Origin of the sequence: Anabaenopsis elenkinii CCIBt3563 (assembly GCF_015245355.1) — a bacterium.
Classification (GTDB): Bacteria; Cyanobacteriota; Cyanobacteriia; order Cyanobacteriales; family Nostocaceae; genus Anabaenopsis; species Anabaenopsis elenkinii.
Genome location: NZ_CP063311.1, coordinates 1,097,089 through 1,110,868, shown reverse-complemented (window position 1 = coordinate 1,110,868; position 13,780 = coordinate 1,097,089). Strand labels below are relative to the sequence as shown.

Genomic DNA, 13,780 nt, shown 5'->3' with positions numbered 1-13,780 from the left:
TAGGTCTCTGGGCTTTTAGCACTCAAGATAACTAAAGCAATGGATTCTCTAGTCTATCTATTGTCTTTAGTTTATATAAACTTAGTTTAACATAGGGTATTATCAATACAACCGTTAAAATGCTGAAATAGCCCGGACTCTATGTATTGCCACCTCGTCCTCAATGGCTGATCTGTCTAGTAGTATCAGCTCATGTCAGAATGATCTATAAAATCCGGCCTTTACTAAATCAATAGAGGATATGTGTTGTGAATAACACCACTGCACCGTCTTACTTATCAAAGCTGACTAAGCGAGAAAGCCAAGAACTACAGCGTTTAGTCGATTACAGCAACGTGGTTTCACTACCAGAAATTTGGTCATTGGCAGCCAAACGATTTGGTGATATAGTTGCCCTACACAATCCCCACAGTACACCAGAAGTAGTAATTACCTATAGCCAGTTAGGGGAGCAAATTCAAAAATTTGCAGCTGGGTTACAAAGCTTAGGAGTCACAGCAGGCGATCGCATTTCCTTAATAGCCGATAATAGTCCCAGGTGGTTTGTTGCGGATCAAGGGATAATCACCGCCGGCGCAGTCAATGCAGTCCGTAGTTCCCAAGCCGAACGCTCAGAACTACTCTTTATTATCGCCAACAGTGGCAGCACCGCCCTAGTAGTACAGGACTTAGACACACTCAATAAACTGGGGGACGGACTGAATGACCTACCCATTCAACTAATAATTTTAATCTCAGATGAAACACCACCAGAAGCTACCCCCAAGGTGTTGAACTTCTCCGAGGTCTTAGAAATTGGTGCTAACCATCCCCTTACACCAGTTCAGGTCACAGGAGATACCCTAGCGACTTTGATTTATACCTCCGGAACTACCGGTAAACCCAAAGGTGTGATGCTCTCTCATAGCAACTTGTTACACCAAGTCAAAACCCTGGGTACAATAGTACAACCACAACCGGGAGAAATCGTCTTAAGTATCCTCCCCTCTTGGCACAGTTATGAGCGCAGTGGTGAGTATTTCTTACTATCTCAAGGCTGTACACAAGTTTATACTAACTTGCGTTCTTTCAAACAGGACTTGAAAGAATTTAAACCTCATTACATGATCGCAGTCCCCCGTCTGTGGGAATCCATTTATGAGGGAGTACAAAAGCAGTTTCGGGAACAACCAGCCAAAAAGCAACGCCTGATCAAGTTTTTACTAGCAGCTAGTGAAACCTATATCGAAAACAAACGCATCGCCGCCGGATTGAGTTTAAATCATCTTCATGCCTCAAGCTTAGAGAAAATCACCTCTAAGATACTAGCATTAGCTTTGTTACCCCTTCATACCCTGGGAGAACGCCTAGTTTATGCCAAAGTCCGCCAAGCTACCGGGGGACGCATTAAGCAAGTAGTTAGCGGCGGTGGGGCGCTACCCAAGCATATAGATAACTTTTTTGAAATCATTGGTCTGGAAATTTTGCAGGGTTACGGCTTAACAGAAACCTCTCCTGTGACTAACGCCCGCCGCCCTTGGCATAATGTGCGCGGTTCATCTGGACAACCTATCGCCGGTACACAAGTTAAAATTGTTGAACCGGAAAGCAAAGACTTGTTACCCCCGGGAAAAAAAGGTTTGGTACTCTTGAAGGGTCCCCAGGTTATGCAAGGCTATTACCAAAACCCCGAAGCCACAGCTAAAGTCATTGATGGTCAAGGATGGTTTAATAGCGGTGACTTGGGTTGGGTGACACCAGATAATGATTTAGTCCTCACCGGGAGGGCTAAAGATACAATTGTTCTGAGCAATGGTGAAAACATCGAACCACAACCTATTGAAGATGCTTGCTTGCGATCGCCCTACATTGATCAAATTATGCTCGTGGGACAAGACCAGCGCAGTATCGGCGCTTTAATCGTCCCCAACATCGAAGCCCTGGAAAAATGGGCAGAAAGTCAAAATCTGCAACAGATTGTACCAGAAGAAAACTCCTCCCAAATGAGGACATCTCTTGATCTGGAGAGTAAAATAATCCAGGACTTGTTTCGGCAAGAATTGAATCGGGAAGTACAAAACCGTCCTGGTTATCGCCCCGATGACCGCATTGGCCCCTTCAGGTTGATTCTTGAACCTTTTTCTCTGGAAAATGGCTTGATGACACAAACCCTGAAAATCCGCCGACACGTAGTCATGGAACGGTATCAAGATATTATTGACGGTATGTATACCCGATGAGCGTTTTGTCTGCTAACTTATAGAGTGAACGTGAATTTATGGATGTCTCCAACCCCAATTTGTTACTCAAGCGCGTTGTGAATGTTAAAGCCATTGTTACCCCCCTCTGGAAAGAGGAAGTACAACAGCAACTACAGCAACAGATTAATCAAAGTGACCAACAACTGCAACAGATCGATCTGGAAGGACAACGGGCCATTGTGTCTATTCAAAAACAGGCTGTACAGCCTCCTAGTCCCCAAACCCTACAGCAAATTGATAATATCCACAGTCAAGTTAATCAAAAGAAAACTGAACTACTTGAGCAAAAAAATCAATTACTACAAAATCTCCAGCAATTACAATTTCTAGAGTTGGAGCAAGAAGTAAATCAATTCCAAATGGAAGGCTTTTTCCGGGTTGAAAAGGGTGATAACTTGATTCGGAAAATGCAAGTAGAAATTGTCCTGCGGGATGGCGTTATCCAAGAGATTCGCGGCGACATTTAACACTGGTGCTACTCATTCCCCACTTATCCCGTCTTAGGTGGGGCTTCACAGTCCCCGGTCAAAATTCACAACTTTGAATTAACTCAGGCCTACATTCGATTTTTGACCCAGCCCAAACAACTTGCCAAATCGGTGGGGAGTTATTTAACAGCGATCGCCCAAAAGTAGTCATTTCCACTCGATAATTAATTGTTTTAATGGTATAATCGTTTGGATGGGTTTGTGTAATTTTGACTAAAGCTTGCCGGGGTTGGGGATACCATACTGCTACTTCCTGCTTACCTGTAGCTAATGATTTATCCCCCAAGACGTTCAAGGCTAAAGTCACAGGATCACTACCTTGAAGAATGGCATTCACATCTTTTAGTGGTATGCTTTCATATTGATAACGCTCTGGAGATAATAAAATATCTTCGGTATTTTGCACATTGGCAACTTCCTGGTGTATAACCGGTCTATTGTCTCCCACTGTTGGTGATTCTCGTTCCTGGGTCATATCCATCCCGGCGCAAGCAGTAGCCAAGATATTGATCAACAAAACTAAAACAACATTCCACTTGTTAAACAACATAACAGTAAACAAGAAATTGGACTGAACCACTTACAGTTAAATAGCAAAAGCAGCTGCAACCTGAGTAAGTGGTGTGAAAAACAGTAACATTTATGACTAACTTATTAAGTTAGAGAAAAATTTGGCAGATGATGAAAACATGGGCAAAAATTGATAGTTGTTATGTACCATAGACTCTAATCTGATCATCAGGTTCCGGGGTGAATTGGTGAATAGATAGCAAAATCAGGAACCTAGCCCACCTATCTGTTACCAGGGAAAAGAAAAAAACCACTGTAAAACTTAACCAGCCAAGATACAATTTAATCTGGCAAAAGCTGCTAAAGTCCATAAACCATCGATTCTGATACCACCATATGAGCATTCACGAAGTATTTATGCCGGCCCTGAGTTCTACCATGACTGAGGGGAAAATCGTTTCCTGGGTAAAATCGCCGGGGGATAAAGTGGAAAAAGGGGAAACCGTGGTGGTGGTGGAGTCAGATAAGGCAGATATGGATGTGGAAACATTCTATGACGGATATCTAGCCCACATCATTGTACCAGCCGGTGAAAGTGCACCGGTAGGATCTGCGATCGCCTACATAGCAGAAACAGAAGCCGAAATCGCCACCGCCACAACCTTGGCTAACTCAGGCTCAGTTACCCCCACCCCCACACCCGAACCAGTCGCCACTACAGCCCCCGCTGGTATATCTTCTGCCCTAGCTACTCAAAATGGCTCTAACCACCGCGAAGGAAGAGTAGTAGTTTCACCCCGCGCCCGCAAATTAGCCCAAGAACTCAAGGTTGATTTGACCACCCTCAAAGGTAGTGGCCCCTACGGTCGCATCGTCGCCGAAGATGTACAATCAGCCGTCAATCAAGGTAAACCACCAGCACCCACACCCGCACCAGTACCCACCTTCACCCCAGCGCCAGCACCAGCGCCAGCGCCAGCGCCCATAGTTCCTGGTCAAACAGTACCTTTAACTACCTTCCAAAATGCTGTAGTTAGGAACATGGTAGCCACTCTGACTGTACCAGTTTTCCGTGTGGGTTACACCATTACCACCGATGGCTTAGATCAACTTTACAAACAAATTAAATCCAAGGGCGTTACCATGACAGCCCTACTGGCTAAAGCGGTAGCGGTGACATTACAAAAACATCCCTTATTAAATGCCAGCTATTCAGACCAAGGAATTGTTTATCATCCTGATATTAACATCTCTGTAGCCGTGGCTATGGATGATGGTGGATTAATCACACCAGTATTGCAAAATGCAGACATGGTAGATATTTATTCCCTTTCCCGCTCCTGGAAATCTTTAGTAGAACGTGCGAGAGCTAAACAACTACAACCCGAAGAATACAACAGCGGCACATTTACCCTCTCTAACTTAGGGATGTTTGGGGTAGACACTTTTGATGCGATCTTACCACCCGGACAAGGTTCTATCTTAGCCATTGGTGCATCCCGTCCCCAAATGGTAGCTCTAGGGGATGGTTCCTTTGCTGTGCGTCAACAGATGCAAGTTAATATTACCTGTGACCACCGGATTATTTACGGTGCTCATGCGGCGGCTTTCTTACAGGATTTGGCTAAATTAATTTCCACTAATCCCCAGTCTCTGACTATGTAAGATTATCTCATTTTTGGGCGTTGCTTGGTGGCAACTCCGCCATCAAGTAGCCACACCAAAAGACAGCACAATAGATAATAATGATGGGGCGGACTTTGCATCTCCAGGGCTTGGCATAACAACATGAGTTTAAAGGCAGTTTTATTTGATTTTAAAAGTGTGATTATTAATCATGAGCAGATTCACTCACAATTAATAGATGAAATTCTCATCCAAGAAAATCTCCAACCCCAGAAGCTGGGGGAGGGTCAGGCTTTATACCGCAGGAGCGATCGCACTTATTTACAAGAGTTGCTCAGTTCCCGTGGTAGGGTGGTTAGTCAGGAGTATCTCAACAAACTCCTACACCAGAAAGCCCAAGCCTATGTCCAGCAACTGGAAAACATCCCCGAACTGCCTTTATATCCAGGTGTGCTAAATTTTATTAACCAGGTGCGATCGCTCAGTATTTCCCCTGATGATGGACAAACTGTCAAGCTGGCCTTAATCAGTGGTGCAATTCGCCAGGAAATAGAACTAGTATTAGAACGCGCTTTGCTGTCGGAGTATTTCTCTGTGATTATCGCCGATGATGACCTGAGCGCCACCCAGTCTCAACCCGATGCTTATCTGCTGGCTGTGGAACGTCTCAATCAATTATACCCTGACTTCCATCTCCAACCCGCTGAATGTCTAGCAATTGAAGGCACTCCCGTGGGTGTCGCAGCGGCTAAACAAGCCCACATACAAGTACTTGGGGTGGCTCATAACTACCCATTCCATATGCTCCAGCGTCGCTGTAACTGGACTGTAGATTATTTGTATGATTTAGAATTAGAACGAGTCCAGGAAGTTTTTTTACAAAAAGATATCAAACTTACCGCCCCTGGATGCTAAAATTATGATATGTATGTGAGGGTCTTTTACTCTCCACTCCCTTGGGGAATTAGCTCAGTTGGTAGAGTGCTGCGATCGCACCGCAGAGGTCAGGGGTTCGAGTCTCCTATTCTCCATTGTTGTACTGTCGTTTGCCAAATTAATTGTCCGCGTTGACAAATTAGTGTCCGTATTGCCAAATTACTGTCTGCGTTGACAAATTAATTGTCACTTTGACTTATTTTTGTTTTTAAACTGGTGTTGACAAATTAATTGTCCTTAAATTTCTAATCAGCTTATTATCTTACCATACACATATAATATTGTGTGCGATCGCAATAATTTCTGGCGTGTTTTTCTGTGCCATCAGTTGCCATAGCTGCTGACGGGTAGTTTCACTGGCTACTAAACGACACTGAATGGTAAGGCTCATACCCTTTAAATATATTTGTCTAATAATACCATATGTGTACTATAGCCCCTTTCTGTACAGTAGTGTTTTATGCAAGAAACTTTTTTCACAACTAAGGAAGCGGCTCAATTGACAGGTTGTACCCTTCGCCAGATTCAGTATTGGCGAGAGAAGGGGATTGTTGTACCTGTAATTAGTGATACGGGTACGGGACGCAGTATTTATTATTCAAGGTCGAATTTGGTAGAGTTGGCAGCGATAATATATTGGCTGTCTACGGGTATTAGTTTTGATATTGCTTGTCAAGTTCTCAAACAACTGAAGGAACAAGAACCGGAGTTGTTTATTTCTGGTAGGGGTAAACGGTTTATGTTGTTGTTATCACAGGATGATTCGCTTTCCTTGGTAGAATTTGATCGGAAAATGGCGATCGCATCTCTGGATGAAGGGAAGGCTGTGATTCCGGTGTGGTTAGATGTTATTTATCAGGGGTTAGCAAGCAAGTTACCAAAGTAGCGATCGCATCTCTTGATGAGGGGAAAAATTACAGCAGATTCCTTTGTTATGAGGTACAGTCTAATTTTTTTGTTTCTTGAATTTTACCTTCTGTCTTAAAATCAAGTGTACCTCATTACACCGGGAATTGCTGTATATTTAGTTAATAACAATTAATTTCGCTGGAGCAAACTAACTTTAATATCTGTTTATTTTTGCAAAAAGCTCAAATATTGAATAATCAAGGCTCTCCAGCTTTACTTTTCTTAGTATTTCTAGATTTCTTATTAGTTTCCTTGGGTTTACTAACCTCTTCTATTTCTTGGTTTGTTTTATCTTTATCTTGATAATGGTGCTTTAAATCAACCCAAAGATGTCTCAAATCAAATTGCGTAGGTTGAATCTCTTCACGCTGTAATCTTTGGTCTAGTCTTGTAATATCTGGTTGTTCACCATCAGAAGATATACTAATATTAGGTAATAACTCAGATGCAGCATTAGTATTAACTTCATCCAAAATAGTTTGCAATTCCATATCTTGAATGTAGCCAATCATTGCACCTGAAGTTGATGATTTACCATAGCCCCAATCAGGATCAACAAAACGCTTAATACCATTAATCACATAGTTTTTGTTAAGTATCCATGTATTGCTTGATGGAGAACCTAGTCGTTTAGATTCAATGATATAAAATTTTTCCATCCTATCAGGATCAACCTCGTTACGGTCACATACACCCCATTGAAAGTCTGGACGTTTATTTTCTCGTGAGCTTCGTGTTACATCATCCGCATCTGGTTGGTTATTTGACTCATAGGTAATAGGTGACTCAATACCTTGATTTCTATCTAGTAAATCCCGGTTTGCGCGACGTACAAGAAAACATAATTTCCGATTTATTTCATTCTCATTATCTGGAAGTGAAGATTCTTCACGGAGCATTTTTAAAGCTAGTTTAAATATTTCCAATACTCTTTTTTCATGTCTAGTCCATATATCTTCTCTTTGTCTACTAATACGAATCATAATACCTCACCCCCATCACCTTGAATAGTTTCTTGTAAGTGAATTGCTTGTAGCAAGGTAGCTTCAGCATCTTCACGAGCCATACTACGAGTCCACAATCTTATTTCATTACGCTTAATGATAATAATTTGAGTATCAGTAACTACACGAACCATACCATCAATATAAATTTGATGGCTGTTATAAGGAGATAAGAGACCATTATTATCTTTACAAATACTTGCTAATATTTCTTTCCATTCATCTTTACTGGAATTAGAAATATATGGTAGAGAAATATTTTTCTCCTGAGTTGAAAATACAACAGCTAACATACTTGAATTTTCTTCAGCAGAAATAACTTTCCAATTGAATTCTCCATCAGGTTCTAGTTCACGATTCCAAATGTTGAGAAAAGTGTAAATGTACGCTTGAATATAATTTTGATTACTACGTATCTTGGAAATATCAGCAATAGTTCCTTGTAATTTTGGAAGAGATGTTATTTCTAACGATTGTACAGCTTGACTATCACTGTGTTTGTAGAAAAAATCTATTCCTACGTCACACATATCTCTAATCAAATCACGTTCTGAGATATTCAAATCATATAAATCAAATATTGCTTCATCTAATCTAAACTCCAAATCCATCAATTGATTTTGCAACTTTTCTTGAGCATTTTCTCCAAGAACAAATTCATCTATTTGAACTGGATTCCAAGTTTGCAGTTCTTCAACAATCTGAATAATTCTTTCACGTAAACTTTTATCTGTAGGTAAAGCGATTGGAAGGTTTAGATATTCATCCTTATAGATTTCGTAATGCCATATACCCCATTCACTGCAAGTCAGAAAAAAGTAGTAACGTGGTAAGGAAGACCACAAAATACCTAAAATCACTTTATATTTCCAACTTTGTGGCTCAAGTAATTTAATACAGTTAATTGAGTTACTGAAGCAAAATCTAGCTGATTCCATACGAGCTATAATTTGCCCTTTCATATCAGAAGATTGATTAATACCCCGCTTTATAAGTAATCTATCTCCTTGATAGAAAGTAGGTTTCCCTTTTCGCTTAACTGCTAGAGGCGGTTTTATAAGCTGCTGAGTTTCAAGAGTTCCATATCTGTTAAAATATTTTACTGGTAATTCTTTATATTTAAGTAACCAGTCTGATGGTTTAGTCTCTTTAATGCTTTTAGTAAAACCCTGTCCACTATTATCTGAATCATGTAAAAATCTAAGAGGAGTGTATAAATTTTTAATTGCTGATATCAGCGATACGTCCCTATGACTTCCCCACCAGTAAATTTTCCATAGAGTTTCATTACTTAAAAAGTCTGCTTGTCTTACTACATGACGGTCAACAACACTCAAAATCACTGCTTGAAGTTCTTTTACCATTGCAGTTTTTTTTGCTGACCAGTATACAACATAGTTTTTCGGAGTATGTGCGTCACTTTTCTTACAAAATAAAACTGAGGCGAAAGGAGCAATTGCAGATTTTTTGGACTTGGTAGGACTAGAATTCGCAGATTTTTTATGTTTTTTATTAGGTTCTGTAGATCGGCGAAAAAAAACATCTCTGACATGAGCAAAGTTAATAACTTCTTTGATCTCAACTTTACTAAGCCACTCTCTCCTAAATGCTTTACTGGTTGTCTGTGTCTTTAAGAAAACACCTGTAGATACTAAAAGAGATGCAGAAGCATTATCACGAAGTAAGTCAAGCACTCTCCAAATAAAAGCTTGGGAGCGTTCCTTATCTCCCACGGGATATTTATGGGTTTTACACCATTTAGCTATTGTGTTCCATCCAATTGTACTTGAACCCCAAGGAGGATTACCAACTACTACATCAGCACAATTACTATTAAACCTTTCAAATATTTCATTATTGTTTTTTATTGCTGAAGCAATATCAAAAGTATTTGCTCTAAGCAAATTATTAAAATGTTGTTTATCATCACTCCAACCATCTTGGTAAATAAGATTCGGTAGATGTTTTCCATTTTTGATTTGTTCAAGTATATCTGGAGCTTCCTGGTAATGAAGAAGAGCCAAATATAAGCTGAATGAGGTTATGCGTATGGCTTCTTCGTTAATTTCAATTCCAGCTATTTGATCGCGTAAAATATCCCTCATTCTGTCCGCACTTAATCGACGACCATTACTTTTGTAAACATGATGGCGAATTATGCGTCTAAAGGATTCAACTAAAAATATTCCTGAACCACAACACGGATCAATAACACGAGGATTTGTATTTAAACGTTCTGAAGTAAGAACTTTTGAAAGAAGATATTCTACTAAAGAACTAGGAGTGTAGTGTGTACCAAAATCGTCCGATTCTTCTTTTCCTTGATGATAGAATTCTTCATAAATACTACTGATGAGAGAGATAGGTATAATTTGAAATTTATAAGCCCAGAAGAATAATTTTTTTTGTGAAGAGACATCTCCCATTAAGAAACTTTGCAAAAGTTTGAGATGATCTGCTGTGATTTCCTGTTTTTCTTGAGTGTCTGATGGAAACATATCGCCATTGAAATCACTAGAAAGTCTTTCAAAAACAGCATAAGTAAAATCTTTGCTTCCTAGTATTTTGATATAAAACTGTTTAGCTTCAGGTTCAAGATTAAATGGAGAATCTGGGGTATTTAGTAGAGTTTGCCATTGAGAATTTTCTTGTGCTATTTCCTCGAAATATTCCCGTGAAAGTATTCCTCTATCTTCCAGATACCTAATGAAAATTGATCTACCAATCAGAGAATGAGCATATTTTAATTTATCTCCTTTCAGCCCTTCATCCATAAGGGCAAAACGGACTGTCTTAAGATCCTGTATTAAAGATTGATCAGCGCGTTGGTTATCTTTGCCAAAACGCTGGTCTTCAAAAAGTCTTCCAGATTCAATTTGCTCACGCCTATATTGGTATAATTTTGATGCGACTTCTGCTGTAGTCCTAGCAACAGCTAGTGATTCTTTATCTTGCCATTCTTTAATAGTTTTAGATGGAGGCTTAGTTAAATCATAAACGGCAAGTTCACCTTGTTTTGCTAAAAATAAATATTGAGGTCTTGCCATACACCAAATTTTGTTAAAAACCCGACGCAAAACCTCATCATCCTCAGTTTCCTCTACACCAGCAAAAACAATTACAGGATTGCTGTTGACGAAAAAAATCTTTTCTGCACCAACTTGCTTACCTAAAGATAACCAATCTCCTTTTTCAATCCATTGTTCTAGCGTCAAGTTAGTAGGAGAAGTATCTGTAGCAAGAAGCTCACCCTCTTGAAAATTGAGACTGGAGTAAGCAGCTTCTAAAAGTTCACGAACAGAGTTCCGCCCTACAACCATATCTAATTAATTTAAATAGCAGTCACATTATATCACTGAAAGATTATCAGTGATATAATGTGAGATTAACCTAAGATATCACAAATAGTAATTAAATATGCAACGGGGAATTAAGGATTGGTAATCTTGCTTTACACAACCCAAAACTTTTGCCACCTCACCATCTCTCCAAACGCCATAAAGCACCGATTACACCAAGCATCAACCCACAAAGCCGGAACTTTAAACCTTGCTCCACAGTTGGGACATTCTGACAGCAAACTTAATTTGTGGCGATCACACCCTTGTGTTACCTTAAACTGCCACTCAATCCTATGACAAGGCGATTCCACATAACAAGCAGCACATAACCGAATCGGCTCAAGATTCATCCCCACCCCAGCAGGTGGTAACATCTGCTCTAACCTATCAGCATTAACCCCCACGACCTTAGCTAACGCCTCCAATTGTGTCCGAGAAGGTGGGGGATTAAAACGAAACTTTTCCCACCTTGCAACAGCACCAGCAATCTCCGCAGCCTTCCCCAACCCAGTAGGCGTTAACTCATTAGCCCGTCGGAACCGTCCCAAAAAGTGACTTAGGCTTTCCCCCTCCAAAGGTTCTACCTGAAAAAACCAAGGGTTAATTTCCCCAACTTCCATTATTTATACTCCGCAACTACTTCCTTTAAAGTCTCCAAATCAATTTTTGGTAATCCCTTCTTTAGCGCCCGAATAGCTGACTCTCTGAGAGGATGTTTGTCAAGTCAAGAAAAGCTCAAGTAACGATATTCTGTCAGTAGATAAAAACGCGACAGAGTTACTTGAGCCATGTCTAAATCATACCCAACAGACTTGACCGATGAACAGTGGGAATTGCTATCAGTGCTGATACCCCCAATAAATTTGGGGTGTCCTCCCCGTCGGGTTGACCTACGCGCTGTGATTAGTGCCATATTTTATGTTCTGTGTGCGGGTTGTCCATGGCGGATGTTGCCAAATGACTTCCCAAAATGGCAAACGGTATACTATTACTTCCGAAAATGGCGCCTGGATGGTACATGGGAACGCATTAACCACAAACTTCAACAGTGGGTACGTGTTCTCGAAGACCATGAACCAAACCCAAGTGCAGCAATTGTGGATTCTCAGTCTGTAGAGAGTGGAACAATGGTATCCCAAGCTGTCGGTTTTGATTCTGGGAAACTGGTTAAGGGACGTAAACGGCATTTTTTAGTTGACACCCTGGGATTGGTTTTGATGGTTGTGGTCACCTCGGCTTATGAATCCGATCAAGCAGGCGCAAAAAAATTATTCGCCCAAGCCAAGAACAGAATTAGCGATCGCTTGAATCGGTTGGTGCTGAGGGTTGATGCTGGGTATCAAGGTGAAGGCTTTATGAGATGGGTGATGGATACGTATCACTGGGTTTTGCAGGTTATACGTCGTCCGGTTAATACTAAAGGCTTTGTTCTGTTACCAAAGCGTTGGGTTGTCGAGCGTAGTTTTGGTTGGTTTAATTGGTGTCGTCGATTGAGTAAGGACTACGAAATTTTACCCCAGACCCATGAAACCTTTGTGCAAATCGCCATGATTCGGTTAATGCTTAGAAGACTCGCTTAATTGAGTTGTTTAATACTTTCCAAACATCCTCTGAGACTTCTATCTATATTGCCATGATTCCTATCATACTCAGACGACTGGCTTGATTATTGACTAACTTTGACTTTTAAAAGGTCCTCGAAATATAAAATCTACTGTACATTAAGAGATGAAAGATTAAATTGAGTTTTTCATCAATACCATCACAATGAGGTTTAGAGACTGGGCAACGAGAGTATTACTGATTTCCCTGATATTCACCACACTCATTATGGTGTTATCCCTGGGAAGAATCGCACAACCAGAAAGTAACAAAATCAACTCTAACCCACCAACAGCGGATGTAACTACAGACTGGGGTGAATATCCACAAGCAGAATTACAATCGTCAAAAACCTTAGAGGAAAAATCACAGGAACAATCACAGGAACAATCACAGGAAAAATCGACCGTAGATTTACCCCCACCTCCTGTCACCAAAAAGCAAAATTCTAGTAGATACAGAACTACAGCAGCTTTTACCAAATATAGACCCAACTATGAAATCGCCCCAGTAGACCCCAGCAACTATGGCGATCGCTATTCTCATGATGTTAATGGTGTACCTGTGAACAATCAAGCCCTGATTGTCTTACATGAAACCGGTAATTCTGCTTCTAGTGCGGTTAACTTCTTTCAAAACCCCCATACAGATGAGAATCTACAAGCTAGTTACCACGCTCTAATTAAACGGGATGGGACAATTATTTATTTAGTTCCCCCAAATAAACGAGCTTTTGGCGCGGGTAATTCGGTTTTTGAGAGTCCCAATGGTGCAGAAACTGTGACCACTAATCCTAATTTAGCATCCTCCGTGAATAATTTTGCTTATCATGTTTCTTTAGAAACACCCCCGGAAGCTTGGGGGAAAAATTCTCTGCAGTCTCATAGTGGTTACACAGAGTTACAATATAATTCTCTGGCCTGGTTAATTGCTCAAAGTCAGGTTCCCGACTACCGCATCACTACCCATGCTTATGTAGACCGCTCTGGGGAGAGAAGCGACCCCATTAGTTTTGATAGTAATCAATTTTTACGGTTACTTCATAGCTATCGGGAGCTAATTCCCACCTATCAGACTCAAAATTAAATTTCTGATTGATGGTTGAATAAAAAAGGCTATAAAGC

The 13,780-nt window shown here is 40.6% G+C and carries 12 protein-coding genes and 1 tRNA gene; 8 read left to right on the top strand and 5 right to left on the bottom strand.

Translation table 11 applies throughout. The features are described from left to right. The first annotated feature begins 248 nt into the window (after positions 1–248). Together IM676_RS04965 and IM676_RS04960 are read left to right on the top strand one after the other, a co-directional pair. Positions 249–2,219, top strand: a complete 1,971-nt coding sequence (locus IM676_RS04965) for an AMP-dependent synthetase/ligase (RefSeq protein WP_404799822.1) — start codon at positions 249–251, stop codon at positions 2,217–2,219. 38 nt (positions 2,220–2,257) lie between these two features. Then, entirely contained in the window at positions 2,258–2,707 is a 450-nt protein-coding gene (locus IM676_RS04960; RefSeq protein WP_200989193.1) for a YlqD family protein, read from the top strand. A gap of 58 nt (positions 2,708–2,765) precedes the next feature. On the opposite strand, the gene IM676_RS04955 is transcribed toward IM676_RS04960, so the two are convergent. Further along, a complete protein-coding gene (locus IM676_RS04955; RefSeq protein ID WP_200989192.1) occupies positions 2,766–3,278 on the bottom strand; it encodes a hypothetical protein in 513 nt (170 codons plus the stop codon). Positions 3,279–3,634: 356 nt separating this feature from the next. Here IM676_RS04955 and IM676_RS04950 point away from each other — a divergent pair, with 356 nt between their 5' ends. The 3 genes from IM676_RS04950 (at position 3,635) to IM676_RS04940 (ending at position 5,895) form a co-directional block, all read left to right on the top strand. Next, the gene (locus IM676_RS04950; protein ID WP_200989191.1) at positions 3,635–4,903 is read left to right on the top strand and encodes a dihydrolipoamide acetyltransferase family protein; all 1,269 of its coding nucleotides are present in this window, start codon (positions 3,635–3,637) and stop codon (positions 4,901–4,903) included. Positions 4,904–5,026: 123 nt separating this feature from the next. Continuing rightward, positions 5,027–5,779 carry an HAD family hydrolase gene (locus IM676_RS04945; RefSeq protein WP_200989190.1) on the top strand — a complete coding sequence of 251 codons (753 nt, stop codon included), beginning with the start codon at positions 5,027–5,029 and terminating at the stop codon, positions 5,777–5,779. A 43-nt stretch (positions 5,780–5,822) separates the two neighbouring features. Further along, positions 5,823–5,895, top strand: a tRNA-Ala gene (locus IM676_RS04940). Positions 5,896–6,062: 167 nt separating this feature from the next. On the opposite strand, the gene IM676_RS19990 is transcribed toward IM676_RS04940, so the two are convergent. Beyond that, positions 6,063–6,191, bottom strand: a complete 129-nt coding sequence (locus IM676_RS19990) for a hypothetical protein (RefSeq protein WP_263973163.1) — start codon at positions 6,189–6,191, stop codon at positions 6,063–6,065. 69 nt (positions 6,192–6,260) lie between these two features. On the opposite strand from IM676_RS19990, the gene IM676_RS04935 reads away from it, so the two are divergent. Then, positions 6,261–6,686, top strand: a complete 426-nt coding sequence (locus IM676_RS04935) for a MerR family transcriptional regulator (RefSeq protein WP_200989189.1) — start codon at positions 6,261–6,263, stop codon at positions 6,684–6,686. A 220-nt stretch (positions 6,687–6,906) separates the two neighbouring features. Here the strand turns inward: IM676_RS04935 and IM676_RS04930 are convergent, their stop codons facing one another. The 3 genes from IM676_RS04930 to IM676_RS04920 all read right to left on the bottom strand — a co-directional run bounded on the left by IM676_RS04930 (position 6,907) and on the right by IM676_RS04920 (position 11,674). Then, the gene (locus tag IM676_RS04930) at positions 6,907–7,692 is read right to left on the bottom strand and encodes a hypothetical protein (RefSeq protein WP_200989188.1); all 786 of its coding nucleotides are present in this window, start codon (positions 7,690–7,692) and stop codon (positions 6,907–6,909) included. Further along, positions 7,689–11,033, bottom strand: a complete 3,345-nt coding sequence (locus tag IM676_RS04925) for an HsdM family class I SAM-dependent methyltransferase (RefSeq protein WP_200989187.1) — start codon at positions 11,031–11,033, stop codon at positions 7,689–7,691. Before IM676_RS04925 ends, IM676_RS04930 begins: the two co-directional genes overlap by 4 nt. 131 nt (positions 11,034–11,164) lie before the next feature. Beyond that, the gene (locus IM676_RS04920) at positions 11,165–11,674 is read right to left on the bottom strand and encodes a TniQ family protein (protein WP_200989186.1); all 510 of its coding nucleotides are present in this window, start codon (positions 11,672–11,674) and stop codon (positions 11,165–11,167) included. Positions 11,675–11,842: 168 nt separating this feature from the next. On the opposite strand from IM676_RS04920, the gene IM676_RS04915 reads away from it, so the two are divergent. Both IM676_RS04915 and IM676_RS04910 read left to right on the top strand, forming a co-directional pair. Continuing rightward, positions 11,843–12,634, top strand: coding sequence for an IS5 family transposase (locus IM676_RS04915; RefSeq protein WP_200989185.1), 792 nt, complete (start codon positions 11,843–11,845; stop codon positions 12,632–12,634). 187 nt (positions 12,635–12,821) lie between these two features. Then, entirely contained in the window at positions 12,822–13,742 is a 921-nt protein-coding gene (locus IM676_RS04910; protein ID WP_200989184.1) for a peptidoglycan recognition protein family protein, read from the top strand. Positions 13,743–13,780: the final 38 nt, after the last annotated feature.

What these genes read in the sequence shown, in the direction of transcription:
- IM676_RS04960 (WP_200989193.1), top strand. Translation starts at nt 2,258, where the DNA reads ATGGATGTCTCCAACCCCAATTTGTTACTCAAGCGCGTTGTGAATGTT.
- IM676_RS04955 (WP_200989192.1), bottom strand. Translation starts at nt 3,278, where the DNA reads ATGTTGTTTAACAAGTGGAATGTTGTTTTAGTTTTGTTGATCAATATC.
- IM676_RS04950 (WP_200989191.1), top strand. Translation starts at nt 3,635, where the DNA reads ATGAGCATTCACGAAGTATTTATGCCGGCCCTGAGTTCTACCATGACT.
- IM676_RS04945 (WP_200989190.1), top strand. Translation starts at nt 5,027, where the DNA reads ATGAGTTTAAAGGCAGTTTTATTTGATTTTAAAAGTGTGATTATTAAT.
- IM676_RS19990 (WP_263973163.1), bottom strand. Translation starts at nt 6,191, where the DNA reads ATGAGCCTTACCATTCAGTGTCGTTTAGTAGCCAGTGAAACTACCCGT.
- IM676_RS04935 (WP_200989189.1), top strand. Translation starts at nt 6,261, where the DNA reads ATGCAAGAAACTTTTTTCACAACTAAGGAAGCGGCTCAATTGACAGGT.
- IM676_RS04930 (WP_200989188.1), bottom strand. Translation starts at nt 7,692, where the DNA reads ATGATTCGTATTAGTAGACAAAGAGAAGATATATGGACTAGACATGAA.
- IM676_RS04925 (WP_200989187.1), bottom strand. Translation starts at nt 11,033, where the DNA reads ATGGTTGTAGGGCGGAACTCTGTTCGTGAACTTTTAGAAGCTGCTTAC.
- IM676_RS04920 (WP_200989186.1), bottom strand. Translation starts at nt 11,674, where the DNA reads ATGGAAGTTGGGGAAATTAACCCTTGGTTTTTTCAGGTAGAACCTTTG.
- IM676_RS04915 (WP_200989185.1), top strand. Translation starts at nt 11,843, where the DNA reads ATGTCTAAATCATACCCAACAGACTTGACCGATGAACAGTGGGAATTG.
- IM676_RS04910 (WP_200989184.1), top strand. Translation starts at nt 12,822, where the DNA reads ATGAGGTTTAGAGACTGGGCAACGAGAGTATTACTGATTTCCCTGATA.